Genomic DNA, 24090 nt, shown 5'->3' with positions numbered 1-24090 from the left:
TGAACTACACGCTGTAGAACCCGCCGCGCGGCACCCCGAGCAGGGCTTCTACCCTGGGATGCGATGGACGCGACGACGACGCTGGCGATCTCGGGGCCGCTGCTGCTCGCAGTGCTGGTCTCGGTCGCCGCGGGGCTGGTGAGCTTCGCGTCGCCGTGCGTCGTCCCGCTGGTCCCCGGCTACCTCGCCTACCTCGCCGGGCTCGTCGGCGCGCAGTCCCCGCCCGTCACCCCGGCCGAGGCCACCGAGCGCGCCGCCGCCCGCCGGGGCGGGACCGCGACCGCCCCCGAGGACGGCGTGCAGGACGGCGTCGCGGGTGCCGCCGCCGTGACCGCCGCGCCGGTCCGGGACGACGGCCGCTGGCGGGTCGCCGGGGCCGCGCTGCTGTTCGTCGGCGGGTTCACCGTCGTGTTCGGCGCGGTCATGGTCGGCGTCGTGTGGCTGTCCGACGTCCTCATCGACAACGAGGCGCTGCTCCAGCGCATCGGCGGCGTCGTGATGATCGTGATGGGGCTGGCGTTCGCCGGTGCCATCCCCGCGCTGCAGCGGGAGTACCGCTCGCACTGGACGCCGCGGGCCGGTCTCGCCGGCGCCCCGCTGCTGGGCGCGGTCTTCGGCCTGGGCTGGGTGCCCTGCATCGGTCCGACGCTGGCCGGGGTCGTCGCCGTCGCCGCCGGTACCGGGGGCGGCTCGGTGCGCGGGATCGTGCTGATCCTGGCCTACTGCGCCGGGCTCGGGATCCCGTTCGTGCTGATCGCGCTGGGCGCGACCCGGGCCGTGCGCGCGCTGGGCTGGCTGCGCCGCCACACCCGGGCGGTGCAGATCGCCGGGGGAGTGCTGCTGGTCGGGGTCGGAGCGCTGCTGGTCTCCGGTCTGTGGTCCCAGTGGCTGGTCAAGCTGCAGGTGTCGATCGCCGGATTCACCCCGCCGATCTGATGAGCTCCCCGCCCGACGCCCCGCCGCAGCCCTCCGTGTCGACACCGGACGGCGTGCCCCCGTCGTCCCCGCGGCCCGGGCCGTTCGCCCGCGCGCTGGCGTTCCTGCGCAACACCTGGCGCGGGCTGACCAGCATGCGCACCGCGCTGGTCCTGCTGTTCCTCCTCGCGCTGGCCGCGATGCCCGGGGCCCTGCTGCCGCAGCGGTCGCTGAACGCGTTCCTCGTCGAGGACTTCTACCGCGACAACCCCGCCGTCGCGCCGGTGATCGACGCGGTCGGCGGGTTCGAGGTGTTCGCGAGCCCGTGGTTCGCCGCCATCTACCTGCTGCTGATGATCTCGCTGGTCGGCTGCGTGTTCCCGCGCACCGGCGAGTACCTGCGCTCGATCCGCCAGCCCCCGGTCATGACCCCGCGCAACCTGGCACGGCTGCCGCACCACGCCGAGGGCGACACGACCGCGGGCGTCGACGACGAGCTGGCCAGGGCGCGGCGGCTGCTGCGCGGCTGGCGCACCGTGGAGCGCAGCGAGGACGACGGCTCCCGCACGATCTCGGCGGAGAAGGGGTTCCTGCGCGAGACCGGCAACCTCGTCTTCCACCTCAGCCTGATCGGCATCCTGCTCGGCCTGGCCGGCGGCAAGATGTACGGCTACGAGGGCGACGTCATCGTCCGCGCCGACGGCAGCGAGTTCTGCAACAGCTCCATCCTCGGCTACGACAGCTTCCGCGCCGGGCTGCGCGTCGACGGCACCGACCTCAACGACTTCTGCGTCAAGGTCGACCGGTTCGACGGCACCTGGCTGCCGAACGGCCAGCCGTCGACCTTCGGCGCCTCGGTCGGGTTCCAGACCGGGCAGGACGTCCGCGACGGCGTCAGCACCTGGCGCCCCGACGAGATCGCGGTCAACCACCCGCTGCGCACCGACGGCGACCGCGTCTACCTGACCGGCTACGGCTACGCACCGGAGTTCACGGTGACCTGGCCGGACGGGCAGAGCCGCACCGGCGAGGTGCAGTGGCGCCCGGTCGACCAGTCCGGCACCCAGCTGTCGGAGGGGGCGACGAAGTTCGAGCGCCCCGGCATCACCGACCCGGAGCAGCGGCGCACCACGCAGCTCGCCGTCACCGGGACGTTCGCACCGACCGGCGCGGTCGACCCCGAGGGCAAGCTGGTGTCGGTGCACCCGGACCTGCGCTCGCCGACCGCCGACGTCGACGTGCTCCTCGGTGACCTCGGCATCGACGACGGCCGCGGCCAGTCGATCTTCAGCGTCGACCAGGGCAAGATCGACGACGGCGAGCTGCGCTCCGTCGCGACGGCGCGGCTCGGGATCGGCGACACCACCCGGCTGCCGGACGGCACGGTCGTCCGGTTCGACGGCGTCACCCCGTGGGTGAACCTGCAGGTGGGCCACGACCCCGGCCAGTCCTGGGTGCTGGCCGCGGCGGTGCTGATGGTCGGCGGCCTCGCGCTGTCGCTGTCGGTCACGCGTCGCCGGTTCTGGGTGCGGGTGTCCCCGCGCGACGGCGGGGGCGGTCACATCGCCCTCGGTGGTCTGGCCCGGACCGACCGGGCAGGCTACGGCGAGGAGTTCGACCGGCTCGCGACCGAGCTGCTCGACCCGACGGACAAGAAGGACGGTTAACCCGAGATGCTCGTCGACCCGACCACCGCGATGTGGAGCGACCGCCTGTTCCAGGCGACGCTCGTCGTGCTGCTGCTGGCCCTGGTGTTCGCGTCGCTGGAGTACGCCGCCCGGCGCGTCGCGCGGGCCGCGGCCCGGCACGAGGAGCCCGCCCCGGTGGGGGCCGGGTCCACGGCGGTCGCGGCGCCCGAGGAGCCCCCGTCCGACGACGGCCGCCGCTCCCGTGCCGACCGCTACGGCCGGATCGGCATCTCGCTGATGGTGCTGGCGGCCCTGACCCACCTCGGGTCGATCGTGCTGCGCGGCTTCGCCGCCTACCGGTGGCCGCTGGGCAACATGTACGAGTTCACCTCGGCGCTGTGCCTGATGGCCGTCGGGGCGTGGCTGGTGCTCGTGCGCCGGCACCCGGGTCTGCGCCCGGCCGGGGTGTTCGTGCTGACGCCGGTCGTGCTGCTCATGTTCGTCACCGGCACCGTGCTCTACCTCGACGCGGCGCCGGTCGTCCCGGCCCTGCAGTCGTACTGGATCATCATCCACGTCACGACGATCACGCTGGCGTCGGGCCTGCTGCTCGTGCCCGGTGTGGCGAGCCTGCTGTTCCTGGTCAAGCGGAACGGGAAGCCGGCGTCGTGGGCCGCGAAGCTGCCGTCGGCGGAGTCGCTCGACCGGCTGGCGTACCGCGTGACGGTGCTCGCGTTCCCGCTCTACACCTTCGGCATCATCACCGGCGCGGTGTGGGCCGAGGCGGCCTGGGGCCGGTTCTGGGGCTGGGACCCGAAGGAGACCGTGGCCTTCGTCGCGTGGGTGCTCTACGCCGCCTACCTGCACGCCCGGGCCACCGCGGGGTGGAAGAACTCCGGCGCCGCGGCCTGGATCAACACGGCCGGCTTCGCCACGATCGTGTTCAACCTGTTCTTCATCAACATGGTGGTGGCCGGACTGCACTCGTACGCGGGGGTGTGAGGCGCCTCGACCACCGGGTTCCGCGCGGCTACCGTCGTTTCCCGTGAGTGAGAACGGTTCCGGCGAGCAGCCCGACGGTTCGGTGGGCCGCTACGTGCGGGAGCGCTGGGCCACGACGGAGTCCCCCGGCCGGTCCTTCGGACGGCGCAGGCGGACCGGCGGTGACGACGCTGCGGAGCCGGTCCCCGACGCCGGTGCCACGCCGCCGCGGACCCCGTCGGCCGCCGAACGCGCCGCGTCGGCGCCCGCCCCGGGCCGCGCGGCCATCGGGACGCAGACCCCGCCGGCGGGCTCGGCGTGGGGCAGCGAGCTGCCCGAGATCGACGACGACCTGGTCGACGAGATCGACCCGTCCACCCCGCCGCACGGGATGGACCTGTCCGCCCTGCGCGAGACCCCGCGCCCGGCCTCCTCCGGCGCCGCGACCGTCGCCGACCCCGACGACGAGCCCGCCCCGGCCTCCGCAGGCGACCCCCGGCACCGCCGCGACGACGCCGCCCCGGACCCGGCCGTGCAGGACCACGGCCCCGACGACACCGGTCTCTACCGTGCCGCGGGTGCCGACCCCGAGCCGTGGTGGGCCGTGCCCGCCTCCGCGGTGCCCGACGACGACCCCGACGCGGACCTCATCTGGCGCGCCGACCGGTCCGCGGGCCGCGCGGCGGACGACACCGGCGACCGCGAGACGACTCCCGGGTACCCCGCGGACCGCGACACGCCCGCCGGGTACCCCCCGGACGGCGATGCGGCCCCCGGGCACTCCGCGGACGGTGACACCACGGCTCCCGGACACCCGCCGGACGGCGGCGCAGCGGGCCCGGACCTCCCGGACCGCGCCCTGGCCTCCCGGGACGACTCCCCGGGCCGCACCGCGGCCGCCGGGTACGACTCCCCGGGCCGCACCGCGGCCGCCGGATACGACGACGCGCCCGTGTCCGCCGATCCGCCGCACTCCGCCCCCGCCGCTCCGGCGCCCACGGATCCTGCGGGTCCGGCGCACGCCGGCCGCGCGGTGCGGGACGGGTACCCGTCCTCCGCCGGTCCGGCCCCGGAACCGGCGCCGGGCGAGGGCTCCGGGAACACGGGGCCGGCACGGCCCGCCGAGACCGCCCGGCGCCCGGCGACCGCGCGGGAGGACGGGGCCGCCGTCGCCGGGCCCGCCGCAGCCGGCAGCGACCCCGGCCGGGGGGCCCGGACCGGCACCCCCCGGACGGAGCGCTCCCGCGACGACCGGCGCCCCCGCCAGGGGGAACGTCCCTGGCGCGCCGCCTGGGACGACGAGTCCGCGGAGACCGGACCCCAGCGCACCCTCACCCCGCCGCGCGGCCGCCCGCAGACGGGGGTGAAGCGGCCCCGCTGGACGGCCCCCGAGGCGATCGAGGCCCGGGCCGCGCAGCACCGCCGCGGCGACGAGCCGCACGGCGGGCTGGACCTCGCGCCCTCGCGCACGGGGCACGGCAGCGCGGGCCGTCCGCCGACGAGCGGGTGGCGTCGCTGGGTCTACGTGCTCACCGGCGGCCTGGTGAACCCGGGGGAGAGCCCCGCGGAGCTGCACCGGCGTGACCTGGTGGCCCGCGCGAACCGGCCGCTCATCAGCTCGCACAAGATCGCGATGCTGAGCCTCAAGGGCGGGGTCGGGAAGACGACGGTCACCGCGACCCTCGGGGCGACGTTCGCGTCGCACCGCGGCGACCGGGTCGTGGCCGTCGACGCCAACCCCGACCGCGGCACGCTGAGCCAGAAGATCCCGCTGGAGACCACCGCGACCGTCCGCCACCTGCTGCGCGACGCCGACCGGGTCCGCCGCTACAGCGACGTCCGCGCCTACACCTCGCAGGGCGTGTCCCGGCTCGAGGTGCTCGCCAGCGAGCAGGACCCGGCGGTGTCGGAGGCGTTCAGCGAGGACGACTACCGGCGCGCGGTCGACCTGCTGGAGCACTTCTACAACCTGGTCCTGACCGACTGCGGTACCGGCCTGATGCACTCCGCGATGTACGGCGTGCTGGGGATGGCCGACCAGATCGTCGTCGTGTCGTCGGGCTCGATCGACGGCGCCCGCAGCGCCTCGGCGACCCTGGACTGGCTCGACGCCCACGGCTACGGGGCGCTGGTCCGCAACGCCGTCGTCGTCATCAACACCGTGTACCGGCGTGCCGGTGGCGGGGTGGACCTCGACCGCGTCGCCGAGCACTTCTCGGGACGGTGCCGGGCCGTGGTCAAGGTGCCGTTCGACCCGCACCTGGAGGAGGGCGCGGAGATCGACCTGGAGCGCCTGGAGGAGACGACCCGGACGGCGTTGCTGGAGCTTGCGGCGGCCGTCGCCGACGGCTTCCCGGTCTGATCCCGGGCCGCGACGGTCCCCGTCGCCGACCCGGATGTGACCGGAGACACCGAAGGGCGGTCCGCCCGGTGGGTGGACCGCCCTTCGGTAAAGGCGTGTTGGGGGAGGTGCCGGCCGGCGCGACCCGCTCAGGGGCGCTCGGGCGGGTCCTCCTGGTTGCGCACCTTCTCGTCGAGCTCGCGCAGGAAGTCGGGGTCGTCGTCGGGGCCGGTCGCGCGCGGCTTCTCGGCCCGCTGGCCCGACGACCAGGGGAACTCCGCGCGTGGGATGCGGTCGGAGACCACCTGTTCGGACCGCAGGGTCCGCACGAGCAGCACCGCGACCACGGCCGCGCCGACGAGAAGGATCAGGAAGAACAACATCAGGCCACCTCCGCTGTCCAGCGTAGCGAAGGTGGCCTGACGTACGGGTGAAGTCGAGACCCTCACCCCATGTGTGCGCTCCGGGTCAGCGGAGACCGGTGTTGGCCTCGCTGGTCAGGTCGGCGAGCAGGCCACGGACCTCGGACTCGCGGAACCGGCGGTGGCCGCCCGGCGTACGGATCGAGCCGATCCGGCCCGCCGAGGCCCAGCGGGTCACGGTCTTGGGGTCGACGCGGAAGAGCGTGGCCACCTCACCCGGGGTGAGGAGACGCTCGGGTGCCTGAGTCGGAGCTGCCATGGGGATCCTCCCGAAGTGCACGTGGAGTATGTGTCACGGTGCTCGCCGGAGGCATCCGGCCGGGTACCGCTCTCGGTTTCCGGGCCATCGTGACACCTCAGACCCCGGGTACTCGAACGGTGTTGTGTGAGTAAAGGGTTCTTAAAGGGCAAAGCCGGTGAACAACTCGAACCGGACAGCCGGGGACGCCCGGGGAGGGACCTCCGCCCGGGCGGGTGCCCGCGATCCGGACGTCCGGGGCGAGGCCGGGTGGAACCGGGCAGCCGCGGTCCGGCCGGTCCGGCCCGTACCCTGGGGACCATGACGTCTCCGACCCCGCCGCAGGCCGCGGCGCGGGAGCGCGCCGGTGAGCCCGGGCTGGCCACCACGGTGGCGCTCTACACGCTCGCGCGGCTCGGTCTGCTCGCCGTGATGACGGTCGTCCTCGCGCTGATCGGCGTGCCGTGGCTCGTCGCGCTGCTCGTGGCGCTCGTCGTCGCACTGCCGCTGTCGATGGTGTTGTTCCGCGGGCTGCGGGAGCGGCTGGACCGGGCGATCGCCGCGTCGACGGCCCGCCGGTCCTCCGAGCGTGCGTCGCTGCGGGCCCAGCTGCGCGGCGACGTCGGCCCGCCGCCGTCCCCGGACACGCCCGTCGCGCCCGCGTCCCCGGAGGCCCCCGTCGCGCCGTCCGCGTCGTCGACCGTCGCGTCCCCGCCTGCCGCGGCCGGTGCGGACGGGGCCGAGGTGCCGGCCGGGTCCGACCCGGCCCCGTCGGAGGGCGACGGCCCGACCCGCTGACGGTCCGGGCCCGGTCCGACGTGGGGCGGGGCCGATGCGCCCCGGGGCGCGTCGGCCGGAGGTGCGCGGTGCCGGGAGCGCTCAGCCGAACGCGAGCCCGACCGCCGCCGCGACGCCCCACGCCAGCAGCAGCAGGCCGGTGTCCTTGAGGACCGGGATGAGCGCGGGACCCTGTGCCCCGCCGAGCACGATCCGCACCGGCCGCACCGCGGCGGGCAGCGCGAGCAGCGCCACCAGCAGCCCCGGCCGGTCGAACGCGGCGCCGACCGCGACGACGAACGGCACCAGCACCAGCGCGAGGTAGAGCATCCGGGTGCCGTGGTCCCCGAGCCGCACCGCGAGGGTCCGCTTGCCGACGACCCGGTCGCCCGGGATGTCCCGCAGGTTGTTCGCGACCAGGACCGCGCACGTCAGCAGCCCGGCACCGGCCGCGGCCCCGACGGCGGCGGCGTCGACGCGGCCGGCCTGGGTCAGCATGGTGCCCAGCACCGCGACCGGGCCGAAGAACACGAACACCGCGACCTCGCCGAGCCCGGCGTAGCCGTAGGGCCGCGAGCCGCCGGTGTAGTACCAGGCGCCGACGATGCACAGCGCCCCGACGAGCAGCAGCCACCACTGGCCGGAGACCGCCGTGAGCACCAGCCCGGCGACGGCGGCGACCCCGAAGCAGGCGAACGCCGCGGCCTTCACCGTGGCCGGTTCGGCGGCCCGGGAGCCGACCAGACGCTGGGGGCCGACACGGTCGTCGTCGGTGCCGCGGATGCCGTCGGAGTAGTCGTTGGCGAAGTTCACCCCGATCACCAGCGCGACCGCCACCAGGAGGGCGAGCAGCGCGGAACCGGGGGCGAGGGCGCCCACGCCGAGCGCGGCGCCGGTCCCGACGAGGACGGGGGAGATCGCGGTGGGGAGGGTGCGCGGCCGCGCACCCTCGACCCACTCTGCCGTGGTGGCCACCCCGGCAACCTATCCCGCCGCGCCGCCGTCCGACGGAGCCGTCCCACGGCACGGCCACACCCCTGCGCCGGTCGCCACACCCGCTGCAACGGGTGTGCGGACCGGCGCAGGGGTGTGGCTGCCGGGCAGGACGGTCAGGAGGTGCCGGAGGGCGCCCGCTGGGCCGAGCCGGGGGTCACACGGGCGGCCTGGTTGTCGCCGGTGGGGACGCCGGTCGCGGGTGTGGTCGCGGTGGTGGACCCGGGTGAGGGGGTGCCCGCCGTGGCCCCGCCGGCGGCCGGTGCTCCGGCTCCCGGTCCCGTCGCCGCGGACGGCGCGGACGGCGCGGACGGCGTCGAGGAGGACGGTGCCGGCGCGGACGGGGTGGCACCGGACGGTGCGGTGGGGACGGCCGGGGCCGGAGCCGGCGAGCCGCCGGCCGCGGCGGAGGCGTCGGGCACCGCGGGAGCCGCGGAGGTGTCGGGCGCAGGGGGAGTTGCGGGAGTGCCGGGCGCCGGGGGAGCCGCGGGAGTGCCGGGGGCCGACGGAGCGGGGGCGGCGTCGGGCGCGGTGGGTGCAGCGGGCGAGGGTGCGGCGGGTGCGGACGGTGCCGCCGCGTCGCAGGCCGGGACGTCGCCCGGCAGCCCGGTGAACGCCGTCGCCGGGAGGTACTGGCCGTCGCCGATCCGGACGAACGCGCCGGAGGTGCACTGCACCGGCACCTCGGTGGCGTCGACGGCGATCCCGACCGACTCCGCGCCGGCCTCGGGCCGGGCGAGGATCTGGATGTCCGGGGTGCCTTCGGTGCGGATCGCGGACAGCCGCTGCGACCCGGTCCACAGGTAGTCGACCTGGACCTGCGAGTTGTCCTTCAGGCCGAGGACGTCCCAGAAGATGCCGTCGCCCAGGTCGATGCCCGCCGGGTTGGCGACCCGGCGCCCGAACTGGTCCTTGCCGCCGTTGTGCCCGTTGCGCGCGGCCGCGGCCTGCGGCACGCCCTGGGGCAGGTCCTTCCACATCTCCCGCTGGTTCGACGGGTTCCAGTAGTCGTCCTTGGTGTTCCACGGGCCGATGTCCCAGACCGGGGCGATCGCGCAGCGTCCGTTGGGGGCGCAGACCTTGACCGAGTAGTCGGTCTTGCCGTTGGCCGAGAGCGCCCGGCGTGAGGGCAGCGCGACGAAGCGGTCCCGGTCGACGATCTTGTGGCCGTTCGCGGTGGTGCCGCCGACGAGCCCCTCGCGGGTGGCGAACACCGAGTAGCTGCGCGGAGCGGCCTCGGTGGCCGGCCCGCTCTCGGCGCCGGAGCCGGGCGTCGCGGTGAGGGTGAGCTCCCGGACGGTCGGGTCGGCCGCGCCGGTGGCGGTGAGGACCAGGCGTCCCTGCACCTCGGTGACGGCCTCCGGCAGCTCGGTGCGGGAGTCCTGGGCGGGGATCCACTCGGTCCAGCCGCCGCCCGCCCGCTTCCCGCGGACGTCGACCGACGCCGTCGAGCCGGGCGGGGTGTCCGCGACGAGCCGGGAGTCGACCTCCCGGGTCGGGGTGTCCAGGGTGCGCGGCGCGAGGGTCAGCAGCCCGGTCGGGACCACCCCGGCCGGGTCCGCGGAGGACTCCGTGTCCCCCTCGTCGGCCGGGGCCCCGAAGGCCGTCGACCGGTCGAACCGGGCCCCGTCGGGCGAGACGACGACACCGTTGCCGGTGCCCTCGCTCAGCTCCGGCTGCCACGTCGTGCCCGGCTCGTCGGCCATCGCCGGGACCGTGGCGGCGGCACAGAGCGCGCCGGTCGCGGCGAGCAGACCGATGGCCCGCAGCCCGGCCCGCGTGATGCTGCGCATGGACAACCCCCGCTGATCGCTGTGACTCGTGTGACGACGGGGAGCCCTGTGATGGGTGAGGGCTCTGTGTCGCCAGTGGTCGAAGCACACTCGATCTCAGGGGTGCGCGCAACGCACGCTGCGTGAACCAACTCCAAGGTGTGTACACGGATCGGGTGGTGGAGACCGTGACGCAACGCCGTGATCCGACTGCCCACCGTGACCGACAACTCCGCTGGGTGAGCGGTCAGGTGCGGCGTGCCCCCGCCAGGATCTCCGCGACGGCGGTGCGGTCGGGCTTGCCGATCCCGCGCTCGGGCACGGTGTCGGCCCGCAGCAGCAGCCGCGGCACGGCGGCCCGGCCGCACGCCGCGCGGACCGCGGCACACAGAGCGTGATCGTCCGGTGCGGCCCCGGAGGGCACCACGAGCGCGGCCACGATCTGGCCCCACTCGTCGTCGGGGAGGCCGACGACGCACGCCGCGCGGACGCCGTCGACCGCCAGGAGCGCCCGCTCCACCGCGGCCGGTGCGACCTTCTCGCCCCCGGTGTTGACGACGTCGTCGACCCGGCCCAGGACGGTCAGCGTCCCGTCCGGTGCGAGCGCGCCGAGGTCCCCGGTCCGGAACCGGCGGACGCCCCCGTCGGACACGAAGGCCTCCGCGGTCGCCTCCGGCGCCCCCAGGTACCCGCCGGCGACGACCGGCCCGCCGAGCACCACCCGTCCGTCGGCCGGGTCGAGGGTGACCTCGACGCCGTCGAGCGGGACGCCGTCGTAGACGCAGCCGCCGCAGGTCTCGCTCATCCCGTAGGTGGTGACCACCCGGATCCCCTCGGCGAGCGCGCGCCCGCGCAGCCGCGGGTCCAGTGCGGCCCCGCCGACGAGCACGGCGTCGTACCCGGCCAGGGCGTACAGCGGGGCACCGCCGTGGTCCAGGATCCGCGCCAGCTGGGTCGGGACGAGGCTGGTGTAGCGACGGGTGCCGTGCGCCATCCGCCCGGTGGCGCGGGCCAGGCCGTCGGGCCGGAAGCCGTCGCGGACGTCCTGGACCACGCAGGCCGTGTCCGCGAGCAGGGCGCGCAGCACCACCTGGACCCCGGCGACGTGCTCGGCGGGCAGCGTGAGCAGCCACGACCCCGGGCCGCCGAGGCGGGCGTGCGTCGCCGCGGCCGAGGCCCGCAGCGCGTCCGCGGTGAGCGCGACGTACTTGGGCTCCCCGGTCGACCCCGAGGTGGCGACGACGGCGGCGAGCCCGTGGGGCAGCTCCCCGGCCGCGGCGGCCCGTGCCACCGGCCCGGGCAGCGCGCCCGGTCCGGCGGTGTCCGGCCCGGCGTCGCCCGGCGCCGCGGCACCCGGACCCGGGCCCGGCTCGGCCCGGACGGGCAGCACCGCGGGACCCGTGCCGTCCACGGCGGCCCGCAGCGCGGCCGCCAGCCGGGTCACCGACTCCGCGGAGCCGTCCACCGGAAGTGCACGCACAGTCATGCTGTCAACCCTGTCTGTCGTGACGCACGCAACCGGGAGCGGCGTCCGAACGGCGTCTTTCATCAGATTCGGGGAACGGTGTAGGGCGGGTGCAACGCGGGGGGCCTTCCACCCGACTCAGGGGGTGAGAGCGGCGGCGCACCCGCCCGCCGGTCACGGGTTCGAAGGAGCTCACCATGCCGTACACCGCCACCGCCGACGCGTCCCCGACCGGCAGCCCGCGCTCGCTGCGCTGCCGCCGGCCCGCCGGCTCCGGGCACCGTGCGGTCGCCGGCGAGCTCGCGGCCCTGGCCTTCGACGTGCCGTCCGGCCCGGTGACCCCGGCCCCGGCGCCGCAGCGCCCGGCGGTCGCCGTCCCGCAGCAGAGCGGCCCGCGGGCCGTCGTCGCGGCGCGGCCGGTCCCCGTGCCCCGGCCGCGCCCCGCCGCGGAGTGACGACCTAGTAGTGCCAGGGGAACGGCGACCAGTCCGGGTCCCGCTTCTCCAGGAACGAGTCCCGGCCCTCCACCGCCTCGTCGGTCATGTAGGCCAGCCGGGTCGCCTCACCGGCGAAGAGCTGCTGGCCGACCAGGCCGTCGTCGGCGAGGTTGAAGGCGTACTTCAGCATCCGCTGGGCCTGCGGTGACTTGCCGTTGATCTCCGTCGCCCACTGCAGGGCCTCGGTCTCCAGGTCCGCGTGGTCGACCACCGCGTTGACCGCGCCCATGTGGTGCATCTGCTCGGCGCTGTAGGTCCGGCCGAGGAAGAAGATCTCCCGGGCGAACTTCTGGCCCACCTGGCGGGCCAGGTAGGCCGAGCCGTAGCCGCCGTCGAACGAGCCGACGTCGGCGTCGGTCTGCTTGAAGCGGGCGTGCTCGCGGGAGGCGATCGTGAGGTCGGCGACGGCGTGCAGCGAGTGCCCGCCACCGGCGGCCCAGCCGTTCACCACGGCGATGACGGCCTTCGGCATGAACCGGATCAGCCGCTGGCACTCCAGGATGTGCAGCCGCCCGGCCCGGCCCTGCTCGACGGTCTCCGCGGTGTCCCCGGAGGCGTACTGGTAGCCGGTGCGGCCACGGATGCGCTGGTCGCCGCCGGAGCAGAAGGCGCGCTTGCCGTCCTTCGGGGAGGGGCCGTTCCCGGTCAGCAGCACCGCGCCCACGTCGGCGCTGGTCCGGGCGTGCTCCAGGGCGCGGTAGAGCTCGTCGACGGTGCCCGGCCGGAACGCGTTGAGGACCTCGGGACGGTCGAACGCGATCCGCACGGCCCCGGTGGCGCGGGCGCGGTGGTAGGTGATGTCGCGGAAGTCGAACCCGTCGACCGGCGTCCAGGCGTCCGGGTCGAAGGTCTCGGAGACGGTCATGGCCGAACCCTAAGGACTCACTCCGCGACGAGCGGCGCCAGCCGCCGGGCCACGGCCAGTGCGGGGCCCGGGCCGGGCCACCCGGTGTCGCCGTCGGCGTCCCACACCTCGGACAGCACGCACACCGCGAACCCCCACGCGACGGCGCGGTCCCACCCGATCCCGACGGCGTCGGCGAGGCGCTCCAGCCTGTCCGGGGCCCGGCGGGCCAGCTCGGCCGGGTCGGCGCCGAGGGGGTTGTACAGCAGCTGACCGCAGTCGTAGCCGGGATCGCCGACCCGGCCGTGCGGGTCGATCGCCAGCCACGGCTCCCGGGTCGCGGCGAGCACGTTGTGCTGGTGCAGGTCGCCGTGCAGCAGCACCTCGCGCTCCGCGGAGTCGCACAGCCGGGTCCACAGTGCCGCCGCCCGTTCCACCAGCGGTCGGGGGAGCACCTCGTCGGGCCGGGCGAGATGGGCGTCGAGGGCCGCGCGCTCGCCCGCGACGTGGTCGAGCCCGGCCGGGACGGGTGCGCGGTGCAGCCGGGCGAGCAGCCCGCCGAGCACCTCGACGGCGGGCCCGTCGGGCAGTTCCGCGAGCTCGGTGCCGGGGTCGGCCCGTTCGAGCAGCAGCGCCCCGCGGGCCGGGTCGGCCCACAGCAGCCGGACGGCGCCGTCGCCGCCCCAGGCCCGCAGCGCCGCGATCTCGGCGTCCAGGTGCCCGTCGGGAACTCCCGCCTTGAGCACGGCCGCGGAGCCGTCGGCGCAGGTGACCGCGCGGACCGCGTGGAAGCTCTGCGGCAGCGTCGCGCCGAGCTCCAGACCGAGCTCGTGGGCGAGGCCGGTGACCAGGCGGTCCGACGCGGCCAGCCAGCCGGCCCCGGCCGCGCCCCAGGTGCGCACCACGGTGTCGGCGAGCTCGTCACGGGGCATCCACGCAGCGTGCCGAGGCGATCCGGATCACCGCAACCGCGTTCCCGTCGACGGGAGGGGCCCGGGGACCGCGGGGTAGCGTCATCTCCCAGCCCGGGGCCGTCGCAGGTGCCGGAGTCTGCGCCGAGAGGAGCCCCGTGACCACCGACAGCGCCGCGCGTCCCACCACCGCGAGGAGCGAAGGCGGATCGCGTTCGACCACCGCGTACCGCGCCCTGGAGAACGACCTGCGTGCCGCCATCGGCGGTGAGGTCCGGTTCGACGCGGGCAGCCGCGCGATGTGGTCGGCGGACGCCTCGAACTACCGGGGCGTCCCGATCGGCGTGATCTGCCCGCGCGACGCCGCCGACGTCGAGGCCGCCGTCGCCGTGTGCCGCACCCACGACGTGCCGGTGCTGCCGGTCGGGTCGCGCACCTCCATCGCGGGCCAGGCCGTCAACACCGCGGTCGCGATGGACTTCCGCACGCACATGGACGCGATCCTGTCCGTGGACCCCGACGCCCGGACCGCGACCGTGCAGCCCGGCGCCGTCTGCGACGCCGTGCGCGACGCCGGCAAGCCGCACGGCCTGACGTTCGGCCCGGACCCGTCGACGCACAACCGCTGCTCGATCGGCGGGATGATCGGCAACAACGCCTGCGGCTCGCACTCGGTGGCCTGGGGCAAGACCGTCGACAACGTCGCATCGCTGGAGGTCCTCACCTACCGCGGCGAGCGGCTCGTCCTGGGCGGCGACGGCACCGAGGCCGGCGCGATCCCGGACGCGCTGCGTGCGCTGGGCGCGCGGGTCGCCGACGACGTCGAGAAGCACGTGCCCGAGCTGACCCGGCGGGTGTCGGGCTACAACCTCGACCAGCTCGTCCCGGGCAACGTGAACCTCGCCAAGGCACTGGTCGGCACCGAGGGCACCTGCGCGACGATCCTGTCCGCGACCGTCGACCTCGTCGAGTCCCCGCCCGCGCGGGCGCTGGCCGTGCTCGGCTTCCCCGACGCCTACCACGCCGCGGACAACGTGATGATCGTCCGCGAGCACTCGCCGCTGACGATCGAGGGCATGGACGCCGGGCTGATCGCCTCGCTGCGCGCCCTGCGCCCGAACGAGACGACGAGCCGGATGCTCCCCGAGGGCAAGGGCTGGCTCTACGTCGAGACCGGCGGGGCCACCCGCGCCGAGGCCGAGGCGGCCGCGCAGGCCGTCGCCGACGCCATGAAGGCCTACACGACCGGTGCGGTCGTCGTCGGCGAGCCCGCCCGGATGGCCGCGCTGTGGAAGATCCGCGAGGAGGGCGCGGGCCTGCTGACCCGCTCCCCCGAGGGCGGCGAGGCCTGGCCCGGCTGGGAGGACGCCGCCGTCCCGCCCGAGCGCTTCGGCGCCTACCTGCGCGAGTTCGACAAGGTGCTGGAGGACCACGGCCGCAAGGGCATCTACTACGGCCACTTCGGCGACGGCTGCCTGCACGTCCGGATCGACTTCGACCTGCTCACCAAGCCCGGCGTGCAGAACTTCCGGGACTTCATGACCGCGGCCGCGGACCTCGTCGTCGCGCACGGCGGGTCGCTGTCCGGTGAGCACGGCGACGGCCAGGCCCGCGCCGAGCTGCTCCCGCGGATGTACCCGCCGCAGATCATCTCCGCGTTCGAGGACTTCAAGGGGATCTGGGACCCGGACGACCGGATGAACCCCGGCCGCGTCGTGCGCCCGGCGACGATGGACGAGAACCTGCGCGTCCAGCTCGGCATGCCGACCATGCCCGACGAGCCGAAGCTGGCCTTCGGCCACGACCGCGGCTCCTTCCACCGGGCCACCCGCCGCTGCCTGGGCGTCGGCAAGTGCGCCGTCGACACCGGATCGGGCGTCATGTGCCCCAGCTGGAACGTGACCAAGGAGGAGAAGCACTCCACCCGCGGACGCGCCCGGCTGCTGTTCGAGATGGCGAACGGCGAGATCATCACCGACGGCTGGCAGTCCGACGAGGTCGCCGAGTCCCTCGACCTGTGCCTGTCCTGCAAGGGCTGCAAGTCCGACTGCCCGGTCGGGGTGGACATGGCCTCGTACAAGACCGAGTTCCTCGCGAACCGCTACCACCGGAAGCTGCGCCCGCGCGCGCACTACTCGATGGGCGCGCTCCCGCGCTGGCTGCGCGCGGTCGGGGTGCTGCCCGCCGCCGCTGTCGACGGGCTGAACCGGCTCGCGCAGGTGCCGCTGCTGGCGAAGGTCGCGAAGAAGGCGGGCGGTATCGACGCCCGTCGCGCCATCCCGCCGATCGCCCGGGAGACCTACACCGCCCGTGCCGCCCGCGGGCTGCCGATGTCGACGGTGCCGGACCTCGGCGTCGCACCCGGCAGCCGCGGCCCGCTGCTGCTGTGGACCGACACCTTCACCGACCACTTCGACCCGGAGATCGCGGCCGACGCCGTCGCGGTCCTCACCGGGCTCGGGTACCGGGTCGAGCTGCCCCCGAAGAACGTGTGCTGCGGCCTGACCTGGACCTCCACCGGCCAGGTCACCGCGGCCCGCCGGGTGCTGGCGCGCAGCCTGCGCGCGATCGGCCCGGCGCTCGACGCCGGCATCCCGGTCGTCGGGCTGGAGCCGTCCTGCACCGCCGCGCTGCGCAGCGACGCCGCGGAGCTGCTGCCCGACGACCCGCGGGTGCCGCTGCTGGCGCGGCAGGTGTCGACCTTCGCCGAGCTCCTGGCCCGGCACGCCGACGAGCTGTCGGCCGTCGCGGGGACCGGGAACGGTGCCGCGCTGGTGCAGATCCACTGCCACCAGCACGCCGAACTGGGCTCCGAGCCCGACCGCGCGGTGCTCGCCGCGCTCGGCGTCGACGCCACCGTGCTCGACTCCGGCTGCTGCGGCCTGGCCGGCAACTTCGGGTTCGAGGACGGCCACTACGACGTGTCGATGGCGTGCGCCGAGCGGGCCCTGCTGCCCGCGCTGCGCGCCGCCGACGAGTCCGTGGACCTGCTCGCCGACGGCTACTCCTGCCGCACCCAGGTCCGCCAGGCCGGGGAACGGGAACCGGTGCACCTGGCCCAGATCGCCTACCGCGCCCTGCGAGGGTGATCGCCGGGGGCGAGGGTTCCGGTGCCGGATCCGGCACCGGACTCCCCGCCCGTGGTGATCGTGCAGGACGCCGACGAGGAGGACCCATGGCCGACGACCGACGGGCACTGGTGCTGGGCGGCGGCGGGCTGACCGGCATCGCCTGGATGTACGGACTGCTGGCCGGTCTCCTCGCCGACGGCGTCGACCTGCGCGACGCCGACCTCGTCGTCGGGACCTCGGCGGGGTCGGTGGTGGGCACCAACCTGGCCGTCGGGCGTGACCCGGCCGCCCTCGCCGCGACCCAGCTCACCCCGCCGTCCGGGGAGATTGCCGCGACCCTCGGGCTGCGGCTCGCGGTCCGCTACGGCGTCGCCGCGCTCTCCGGACCGCGCGACGCGACCCGGGTCCGGGCCCGGATCGGCCGCCTCGCCCTCGACACCGACACGGTCGACGAGGCCGAGCGGATCGCGGTGATCCGCTCGCGGCTCGACGGCGCGGACTGGCCCGCCGACCGCGACCTGCGGGTCACCGCCGTCGACGCGCACACCGGCGGGTTCCGGGTCTTCGGCCGCGACGACGGCGTCGAACTCGCCACCGCGGTCGCCGCCAGCTGCGCGGTGCCCGGTGTGTGGCCGCCGGTCACGGCCGCGGGCACCCGGTGGATCGACGGCGGGGTCCGCTCGATGGCCAACGCCGACCTCGCCGCCGGCTACGGCCGTGTCGTCGTCCTCGCGCCGCTGTCCGGCGGGCTCGGCGGTGCCGCGGCGCCGCGGGTGCAGGCCGAGGCGCTCGGTGCGCTGGCCCGGGTCGCGGTCGTCGAACCGGACCGGCGGTCGCGCCGGGCGTTCGGGCGCAACATGCTCGACCCGGCGCGGCGCCCCGCGTCGGCGCGGGCCGGCCGGGCGCAGGCGGCGGACGTCGCCGCCGAGATCGCGCGGGTCTGGGGCTGAGCCCGCGGGGTATTCCCGCCGGAGACCGATCCCACGGGGTCGCATGAGCGCGCAACGGCCCGGGTAGCCGAGGGCCATGACTGTTCCCACGATCAAGCTGAACGACGGCCGCGAGATCCCCCAGCTCGGCTTCGGCGTCTTCCAGATCGAGCCCGGTGACACCGCGGAGAAGGTCAGGGCGGCCCTCGACGTCGGCTACCGCCACATCGACACCGCGCAGATGTACGGCAACGAGGAGGGTGTCGGCAAGGCCATCGCCGACTCCGGCATCCCGCGCGACGAGCTGTGGATCACCACCAAGCTGAACAACGACGGGCACGGCCGGGAGTCGGCGGTGAGCAGGCTCGACGAGAGCCTCACCAAGCTCGGCCTCGACCACGTGGACCTGTACCTCATCCACTGGCCGCGCCCGAAGGAGAACCGCTACGTCGAGACCTGGCAGGGCCTCGAGGACGCGCAGAAGGCGGGCAAGGCGCTGTCGATCGGCGTCTCGAACTTCCAGCCCGGCCACCTCGACCGGCTCGCGGCGGAGACCTCCACGGTCCCCGCGATCAACCAGATCGAGTTCCACCCGCACCTGGTGCAGCGCGAGCTCCGCGAGTACCTCCAGCAGCACGACATCGCGCTGGAGGCGTGGAGCCCGATCGGCCAGGGCAAGGGCCTGCTCGACGCGCCCGAGCTGAAGGAGATCGCCGAGCGGGTCGGCAAGTCCGCCGCGCAGGTCGTGCTCCGCTGGCACATCCAGCTCGGGAACATCGTGTTCCCCAAGTCGAACAACCCGGAGCGGATCAAGGAGAACTCCGAGATCTTCGACTTCGCCCTGAGCGAGGACGACATCGCCGCCGTCGAGAAGCTCCACACCGGCGAGCGCATCGGCCCGGACCCCGACGACTTCGGCTGATCCGCATCCCGCGCGCCACGGCCCGGCGCCCCTCTCCGTGAGGGGCACCGGGCCGTCGTCGTCGGTGGGGGTGACGGGTGTCACCGTGCGGCATGTGCGGAGGGCACGGCGCCACGGACCACCCGACAGGGGACGCGGACGGGCCGGCGCGGTGGACGTGTGCGCGTGCGTCCGTACGGTGGGGACGATGTTGGCGATCACCGAGAACGCCGCCGAGGCGATCAAGACCCTGAGCACCGACGCGGAGCTGCCCGACGACGGCGGCCTGCGCATCTCCGCGACCGACCCGGCGCAGGGCCTCGAACTGGCCCTCGCGCAGGAGGCCGACGCGCAGGACACCGTGCTGCGCGGGGAGGGCATCACCGTGTTCCTCGAGCCGGCCGCGGCGGAGCTCCTGGACGACAAGGTCCTCGACGTCCAGCCCGTGGCGACCGAGCAGGGCGAGCAGGAGCTGCGCTTCGCGATCGTCGAGCAGCCCGAGGCCCCGGACACCGTCCAGGCCTGACCCACCCGACGCACTGCGTGGCCCCGCCGGACACCCGGTGGGGCCACGTCCGTCTCACAGCTCGGTGACGGTCCCGTCGCGGACGTCCCAGCGGCGGGTGGCGCGCACCGTGTCGAGCATCCGCCGGTCGTGGGTCACCAGCAGGACGGTCCCGTCGAAGTCCTCGACCGCCTGCTCCAGCTGCTCGATGGCGGGCAGGTCGAGGTGGTTGGTCGGCTCGTCGAGCACCAGCAGGTTCACCCCGCGCGCCTGCAGCAGCGCCAGCGCGGCGCGGGTCCGCTCGCCCGGCGAGAGCGACGACGCCGTCCGCAGCACCTGGTCCGCGCCGAGGGAGAACTTCGCGAGCAGCGTCCGCACCTCGGACTCGGGCCAGTCGGGCACCTGCTCGCCGAACGCGCGTAGCAGCGTCGCGTCCCCGAGGAAGGCCCCGCGGGCCTGGTCGATCTCGCCGACCAGCACCCCCGACCCGAGCCCCGCCGAGCCCGAGTCCGGGGTGATCCGGCCGAGCAGCAGCCCGAGCAGCGTCGACTTGCCCGCCCCGTTCGCGCCGGTGACGACGACCCGGTCCGCCCAGCCCACCTGCACCGTGGCCGGGCCGAAGGCGAAGTCCCCGCGCCGCACGGCGGCGGCGTCGGCCCGCGCGACGACCGACCCGGACCGGGGTGCGGAGGCGATCTCCATCCGCAGCTCCCACTCCTTGCGGGGCTCCTCCACGACCTCCAGCCGCTCGATCGCGCGCTCGGTCTGCCGGGCCTTCGCGGCCTGCTTCTCGCTGGACTCCTGGCGCTGCGCGCGGACGTTCTTGTCCGGGTCCTTCGTCTTGCGCCGGGCGTTGCGCACGCCCTGGGCCATCCAGTTGCGCTGCATGACCGCGCGCTGCTTGAGGCCACCCAGCTTGTCGGCGTACTCCTCGTAGTCCTCGCGGGCGTGCCGTCGGGCGACCTCGCGCTCGGCGAGGTAGGACTCGTAGCCGCCGTCGTAGACGTCGATCCGCTGCTGGACCAGGTCCAGCTCGACGATCCGGTTCACCGTGCGCGCCAGGAACTCCCGGTCGTGGCTGACCAGCACCGTCGGCGTGCCCTGCCGGGCGAGGCCGCCCACGAACCGCTCCAGCCGCTCCAGGCCGTCGAGGTCGAGGTCGTTGGTGGGCTCGTCGAGCAGCAGCAGGTCGTAGCGGGACAGCAGCAGCGCCGCGAGGTTCGCCCGCGCCGCCTGCCCGCCGGACAGCCCGGTCATCGGGGCGTCCGGGCCGACCGCGAGCCCGACCTCGCGCAGTACCTCGCCGGAGCGCTCGTCGAGGTCCGCGCCGCCGAGGGCCAGCCAGCGGTCCAGCGCGGCGGCGTAGCGGTCGTCGGCGCCGGGGGTGCCCGACGCCAGCCCCTCCGCCTCGGCGTCCATCGTCGCCTGTGCGTCGGCGACGCCGGTCCGGCGCGCCAGGAATCCGGCGACCGTCTCCCCGGGACGCCGGTCGGGCTCCTGCGGCAGGTGCCCGACGGTCGCGTCGGGCGGGGCGAGGGTCAGTGACCCGTCGTCCGGGGGCCGCGAGCCGGCCAGCACCGTCAGCAGGGTGGACTTGCCGGCGCCGTTGGCACCGACCAGCCCGATGACGTCGCCGGGCGCGACGACGAGGTCCAGCCCGGAGAACAGGGGTCGGTCGCCGTGGCCGGCGGCCAGGCCCGTCACGTGAAGGGTCGCGCTCATCTCGAGCGCAGACGCTACCCCTACAGGTTCGCCCCGAAGAGCCGGTGCAGGGCGTCCCAGTGCCGCTGTTCGGCGTCGTCGTCGTGGGTGGGGGCGTCCGGCACCGCGAAACCGTGCGCCGCCGGGTAGGTCTCCAGGGTCGCCGGCACCCCGGCCGCGGACAGCGCGTCGCCGAGGCGCTGCTTCTGCTCGTCGGGGAAGGAGTCGTCGTCGGTGGCGCCGGCCACGTACACCTCGGCCCGGATGCGGTCGGCGAGCCGGTGCACGCTGGCCGGGTCGTCGGTGGCGAGGTTGCCCCCGTGGAACGACGCCGCGGCCGCGACCCGCTCCGGCTGCGTCGCGGCGGTGCGCAGGCTCATCACCCCGCCCATGCAGTAGCCGGTGGTGCCGACCGCCCTGCCGCCGACCTCGGGCCGCTCCAGCAGCGCGGTCACCCACGCCTCGGCGTCGACGGCGACGAACTCGGGCGTCAGCGACCTCACCATCCCCATCAGCCGGGCCCGCTCGGGCTGGTCGGAGAACACGGTGGCGAAGTCGAACGGGGCCCAGTCGCCGTGCCGGTGGTAGACGTCGGGCAGCAGCACCGCGTAGCCGAGCGACGCCAGGTGCGCGGCCATGTCGTGGATGGCCGTCCGGACACCGCCGGCGTCGGGGTAGAGGAGCACGCCCGGCCACGGGCCGTCGCCGTCGGGGGTGTGCAGGGTGGCGGCGGCGTCGCCGTCGGGGGTGCTGATCGTGAAGTCGGTGCGCGGCACGGGTCCGGCCTCCCGGGGGTGATCGACGGGTCGCACCCGTTCTACGCCCCCGGGAGGCGTTCCGCCGGACCGCGGCGCGGTTCGGGTGGTACGTACCGGATCAGGTCCTGGTCAGCGCGTCGTCCTCGTCGAGGCGCCGGGTACGGGTCTCCGAGTAGCTCGCCACGGCGATGATCGTGACCACCGACGCGACCGCGATGTACACCGCGATCGAGTAGCCGGTACCCGTCGCGACCAGCAGCGACGCCGCGATCAGCGGGGCCAGGCCGCCCGCGAACACCGACGCCAGCTGGTAGCCGATCGAGATGCCCGAGTAGCGCACCTTGGTGCCGAACAGCTCGGACAGGAACGCCGCCTGCGGGCCGTACATCGCGCCGTGCAGCACCAGCCCGACCGTCACCGCGACGGCGGTGAGGGCGAAGCTCTGCGTGTCCACCAGGAAGAAGAACACGAACGCCCAGACGCCGACGCCGGCGGCGCCGAACAGGTAGACCGGCTTGCGGCCGACCCGGTCGGAGACCGCACCCCACATGGGGGTGGTCACCAGGTGCACCGCGGCACCGATCAGCACCGCGCCCAGCACGAACGACGACGGCAGCCCGAACTGCTCCTTCACGTACGTCGAGATGACGATCGTGAAGATGTAGTACGAGACGTTCTCGGCGAACCGGGCGCCCATCGCGGTGAGGACCTCGCGCGGGTAGAGCCGCAGGACGTCCAGGATCGGCATGGTGTCCTTCTCGCCGGCCGCGGCCCGTGCGGCGGCCCTGGCCTGCGCCTCCCGGAAGACCGGGGACTCCTCGACGGCGAGGCGGACGTAGAGGCCGATCAGGACCAGCACCGCGGACAGCAGGAACGGGATCCGCCAGCCCCAGGCCAGGAACGCCTCCTCGGACTGCACCAGCGCCATGATCGCGAGCAGGCCGTTGGCCAGCAGCTGACCGGCCGGGGCACCGGCCTGCGGCCAGCTCGCCCAGAACCCACGGTGCTCGGGCTTCCCGTGCTCGGAGACGATGAGGACCGCGCCGCCCCACTCACCGCCCAGCGCGAAGCCCTGGATCAGCCGCAGCACGACGAGCAGCAGCGGCGCGGCGATCCCGATCGTGGCGTAGGCCGGCAGCAGGCCGATCGCGAACGTCGAGGCGCCCATCATCATCAGCGACAGGACCAGCAGCTTCTTGCGGCCGATCTTGTCGCCGTAGTGGCCGAAGACCAGGCCGCCCACCGGGCGCGCGATGAACCCGACCGCGAACGTGCCGAGCGAGAGCAGGGTCCCGGTCGCGCCGTCGGACTCGGGGAAGAACACCGCCGGGAACACCAGGGCGGCGGCGACGCCGTAGAGGAAGTAGTCGTACCACTCGACGGTCGTGCCCAGCATGCTCCCCGCGACGACCTTCGCGATCGGCGTGTGCGGCTGGTCGGACGCCGGTGGCGTCGGTGATCCCGGCGCGGTGGCGCCGGCGTGCGTGTCGGACACGGTCCCTCCCCATCGACGGACATCTGCGGTGGCGTCACGGTAGGGCCGCGGTGCGCCGTTTTCACCGGTTCCGGCCACATCGGTACCCCGACCGTGACGTGGCCCGGCCACACCCGGTCGCGGCTGCGCGGCAGACTGGGCCACATGGCCGACCTGTTGCCCCTGCCGGAGGACTTCGAGCGGGCGCTGGTGGTCGTCGCCCATCCCGACGACATGGAGTACGGCGGTTCCGGCGCCGTCGCGCGGTGGACCGCGCAGGGCCGGGAGGTCGTCTACCTGCTGGTCACCCGTGGCGAGGCGGGCATCGACACGATGGACCCCGCCGAGTGCGGACGCGTGCGCGAGGCCGAGCAGCGCGCGGCCTGCGCCGCCGTCGGCGTCACCACGTGCGAGTTCCTCGACCACCCCGACGGGCTCGTCGAGTACTCGGTGGCGCTGCGCCGCGACATCGCAGCCGCGATCCGCAGGCACCGCCCGCAGCTGGTGGTGACCGGCAACTTCCGCGAGTTCTGGGACGCCGGCGGGACGCTCAACCAGGCCGACCACGTCGCGGTCGGTCGGGCGACGGTCGACGCCGTCCGGGACGCGGCGAACCGCTGGCTGTTCCCCGAGGCCGGGGAGCGCTGGGACGGGGTCACCGGCCTCGCCGCGGCCTCCTCGCCAGCCGCGCGGCACGCCGTCGACATCTCCGAGCACCTCGACGCCGCCGTCGCGTCGCTGTCCGCGCACCGCGCCTACCTCGACGGGCTGGGCGGCGGCCCGATGACCGATCCCGGCACGTTCCTGCGCGCGGCCGCCGAGCGGACGGCGGAGCAGCTGCCCGGGGCCACCGCGGCCACCCCGTTCGAGTACCTGCGGCCTTGAACCGGCCGGAACGACGATGATCCGTGCCTCAGCCGACCGGCCTCGGTGGGGATCGTGGGCGGTACGCCGGTACCGTCATCGT

At 75.1% G+C, this 24090-nt stretch carries 21 protein-coding genes; 11 read left to right on the top strand and 10 right to left on the bottom strand.

What is annotated here, in order from left to right; genetic code table 11:
- The first annotated feature begins 63 nt into the window (after positions 1 to 63).
- The 4 genes from ND486_RS24335 to ND486_RS30085 are packed head-to-tail and all read left to right on the top strand — an operon-like array spanning position 64 to position 5886.
- The gene (locus ND486_RS24335; RefSeq protein ID WP_224401376.1) at positions 64 to 936 is read left to right on the top strand and encodes a cytochrome c biogenesis CcdA family protein; all 873 of its coding nucleotides are present in this window, start codon (positions 64 to 66) and stop codon (positions 934 to 936) included.
- Positions 936 to 2582, top strand: coding sequence for a cytochrome c biogenesis protein ResB (locus tag ND486_RS24330; RefSeq protein WP_251786736.1), 1647 nt, complete (start codon positions 936 to 938; stop codon positions 2580 to 2582). Before ND486_RS24335 ends, ND486_RS24330 begins: the two co-directional genes overlap by 1 nt.
- Positions 2583 to 2588: 6 nt before the next feature.
- Positions 2589 to 3545, top strand: a complete 957-nt coding sequence (gene ccsB / locus ND486_RS24325) for a c-type cytochrome biogenesis protein CcsB (protein ID WP_100878773.1) — start codon at positions 2589 to 2591, stop codon at positions 3543 to 3545.
- Positions 3546 to 3588: 43 nt separating this feature from the next.
- On the top strand, positions 3589 to 5886 hold the full coding sequence (locus ND486_RS30085; protein ID WP_374231725.1) for an AAA family ATPase: 2298 nt from the start codon (positions 3589 to 3591) through the stop codon (positions 5884 to 5886).
- A 128-nt stretch (positions 5887 to 6014) separates the two neighbouring features.
- On the opposite strand, the gene ND486_RS24315 is transcribed toward ND486_RS30085, so the two are convergent.
- Positions 6015 to 6248 (bottom strand): hypothetical protein, encoded by a 234-nt coding sequence (locus ND486_RS24315; protein ID WP_062398018.1) that lies wholly within the window; start codon positions 6246 to 6248, stop codon positions 6015 to 6017.
- An 85-nt stretch (positions 6249 to 6333) separates the two neighbouring features.
- On the bottom strand, positions 6334 to 6546 hold the full coding sequence (locus tag ND486_RS24310; protein WP_073576557.1) for a BldC family transcriptional regulator: 213 nt from the start codon (positions 6544 to 6546) through the stop codon (positions 6334 to 6336).
- A gap of 300 nt (positions 6547 to 6846) precedes the next feature.
- On the opposite strand from ND486_RS24310, the gene ND486_RS24305 reads away from it, so the two are divergent.
- Positions 6847 to 7323 (top strand): DUF4229 domain-containing protein, encoded by a 477-nt coding sequence (locus ND486_RS24305; protein ID WP_224401379.1) that lies wholly within the window; start codon positions 6847 to 6849, stop codon positions 7321 to 7323.
- A gap of 81 nt (positions 7324 to 7404) precedes the next feature.
- On the opposite strand, the gene ND486_RS24300 is transcribed toward ND486_RS24305, so the two are convergent.
- From ND486_RS24300 to menE, 3 genes are all read right to left on the bottom strand, one after another.
- Positions 7405 to 8277 (bottom strand): 1,4-dihydroxy-2-naphthoate polyprenyltransferase, encoded by an 873-nt coding sequence (locus ND486_RS24300; RefSeq protein WP_251786735.1) that lies wholly within the window; start codon positions 8275 to 8277, stop codon positions 7405 to 7407.
- A gap of 134 nt (positions 8278 to 8411) precedes the next feature.
- On the bottom strand, positions 8412 to 10088 hold the full coding sequence (locus ND486_RS24295) for a hypothetical protein (protein ID WP_251786734.1): 1677 nt from the start codon (positions 10086 to 10088) through the stop codon (positions 8412 to 8414).
- A 226-nt stretch (positions 10089 to 10314) separates the two neighbouring features.
- Complete coding sequence (menE, locus tag ND486_RS24290; protein WP_285899225.1) at positions 10315 to 11553, bottom strand: o-succinylbenzoate--CoA ligase; 1239 nt, start codon at positions 11551 to 11553, stop codon at positions 10315 to 10317.
- 176 nt (positions 11554 to 11729) lie between these two features.
- Between menE and ND486_RS24285 the strand changes: the two genes are divergently transcribed.
- The gene (locus ND486_RS24285) at positions 11730 to 11987 is read left to right on the top strand and encodes a hypothetical protein (RefSeq protein WP_251786733.1); all 258 of its coding nucleotides are present in this window, start codon (positions 11730 to 11732) and stop codon (positions 11985 to 11987) included.
- 4 nt (positions 11988 to 11991) lie between these two features.
- On the opposite strand, the gene ND486_RS24280 is transcribed toward ND486_RS24285, so the two are convergent.
- Positions 11992 to 12894 carry a 1,4-dihydroxy-2-naphthoyl-CoA synthase gene (locus ND486_RS24280; protein WP_251786732.1) on the bottom strand — a complete coding sequence of 301 codons (903 nt, stop codon included), beginning with the start codon at positions 12892 to 12894 and terminating at the stop codon, positions 11992 to 11994.
- Between the two features lie 17 nt (positions 12895 to 12911).
- Positions 12912 to 13805: an aminoglycoside phosphotransferase family protein gene (locus tag ND486_RS24275; RefSeq protein ID WP_251786731.1), complete on the bottom strand. Its 894-nt coding sequence runs from the start codon at positions 13803 to 13805 to the stop codon at positions 12912 to 12914.
- A 215-nt stretch (positions 13806 to 14020) separates the two neighbouring features.
- Between ND486_RS24275 and ND486_RS24270 the strand changes: the two genes are divergently transcribed.
- The 4 genes from ND486_RS24270 (at position 14021) to ND486_RS24255 (ending at position 19211) form a co-directional block, all read left to right on the top strand.
- On the top strand, positions 14021 to 16873 hold the full coding sequence (locus ND486_RS24270) for an FAD-binding and (Fe-S)-binding domain-containing protein (protein WP_251786794.1): 2853 nt from the start codon (positions 14021 to 14023) through the stop codon (positions 16871 to 16873).
- A gap of 86 nt (positions 16874 to 16959) precedes the next feature.
- A complete protein-coding gene (locus ND486_RS24265) occupies positions 16960 to 17805 on the top strand; it encodes a patatin-like phospholipase family protein (protein WP_208818953.1) in 846 nt (281 codons plus the stop codon).
- A gap of 76 nt (positions 17806 to 17881) precedes the next feature.
- On the top strand, positions 17882 to 18706 hold the full coding sequence (locus tag ND486_RS24260) for an aldo/keto reductase (RefSeq protein ID WP_208818954.1): 825 nt from the start codon (positions 17882 to 17884) through the stop codon (positions 18704 to 18706).
- Between the two features lie 187 nt (positions 18707 to 18893).
- Complete coding sequence (locus ND486_RS24255) at positions 18894 to 19211, top strand: adhesin (RefSeq protein ID WP_073576881.1); 318 nt, start codon at positions 18894 to 18896, stop codon at positions 19209 to 19211.
- Between the two features lie 54 nt (positions 19212 to 19265).
- On the opposite strand, the gene ND486_RS24250 is transcribed toward ND486_RS24255, so the two are convergent.
- From ND486_RS24250 to ND486_RS24240, 3 genes are all read right to left on the bottom strand, one after another.
- Positions 19266 to 20912: an ABC-F family ATP-binding cassette domain-containing protein gene (locus ND486_RS24250; protein WP_208818955.1), complete on the bottom strand. Its 1647-nt coding sequence runs from the start codon at positions 20910 to 20912 to the stop codon at positions 19266 to 19268.
- A gap of 20 nt (positions 20913 to 20932) precedes the next feature.
- Positions 20933 to 21667 carry a dienelactone hydrolase family protein gene (locus ND486_RS24245; RefSeq protein WP_251786730.1) on the bottom strand — a complete coding sequence of 245 codons (735 nt, stop codon included), beginning with the start codon at positions 21665 to 21667 and terminating at the stop codon, positions 20933 to 20935.
- Between the two features lie 100 nt (positions 21668 to 21767).
- The gene (locus ND486_RS24240; protein WP_251786793.1) at positions 21768 to 23045 is read right to left on the bottom strand and encodes an MFS transporter; all 1278 of its coding nucleotides are present in this window, start codon (positions 23043 to 23045) and stop codon (positions 21768 to 21770) included.
- A 243-nt stretch (positions 23046 to 23288) separates the two neighbouring features.
- Between ND486_RS24240 and ND486_RS24235 the strand changes: the two genes are divergently transcribed.
- On the top strand, positions 23289 to 24008 hold the full coding sequence (locus tag ND486_RS24235; protein ID WP_251786729.1) for a PIG-L deacetylase family protein: 720 nt from the start codon (positions 23289 to 23291) through the stop codon (positions 24006 to 24008).
- Positions 24009 to 24090: the final 82 nt, after the last annotated feature.

Origin of the sequence: Pseudonocardia sp. DR1-2 (assembly GCF_023717215.1) — a bacterium.
Classification (GTDB): Bacteria; Actinomycetota; Actinomycetes; order Mycobacteriales; family Pseudonocardiaceae; genus Pseudonocardia; species Pseudonocardia alni.
This window is presented reverse-complemented; position numbering and strand designations above follow the sequence as displayed.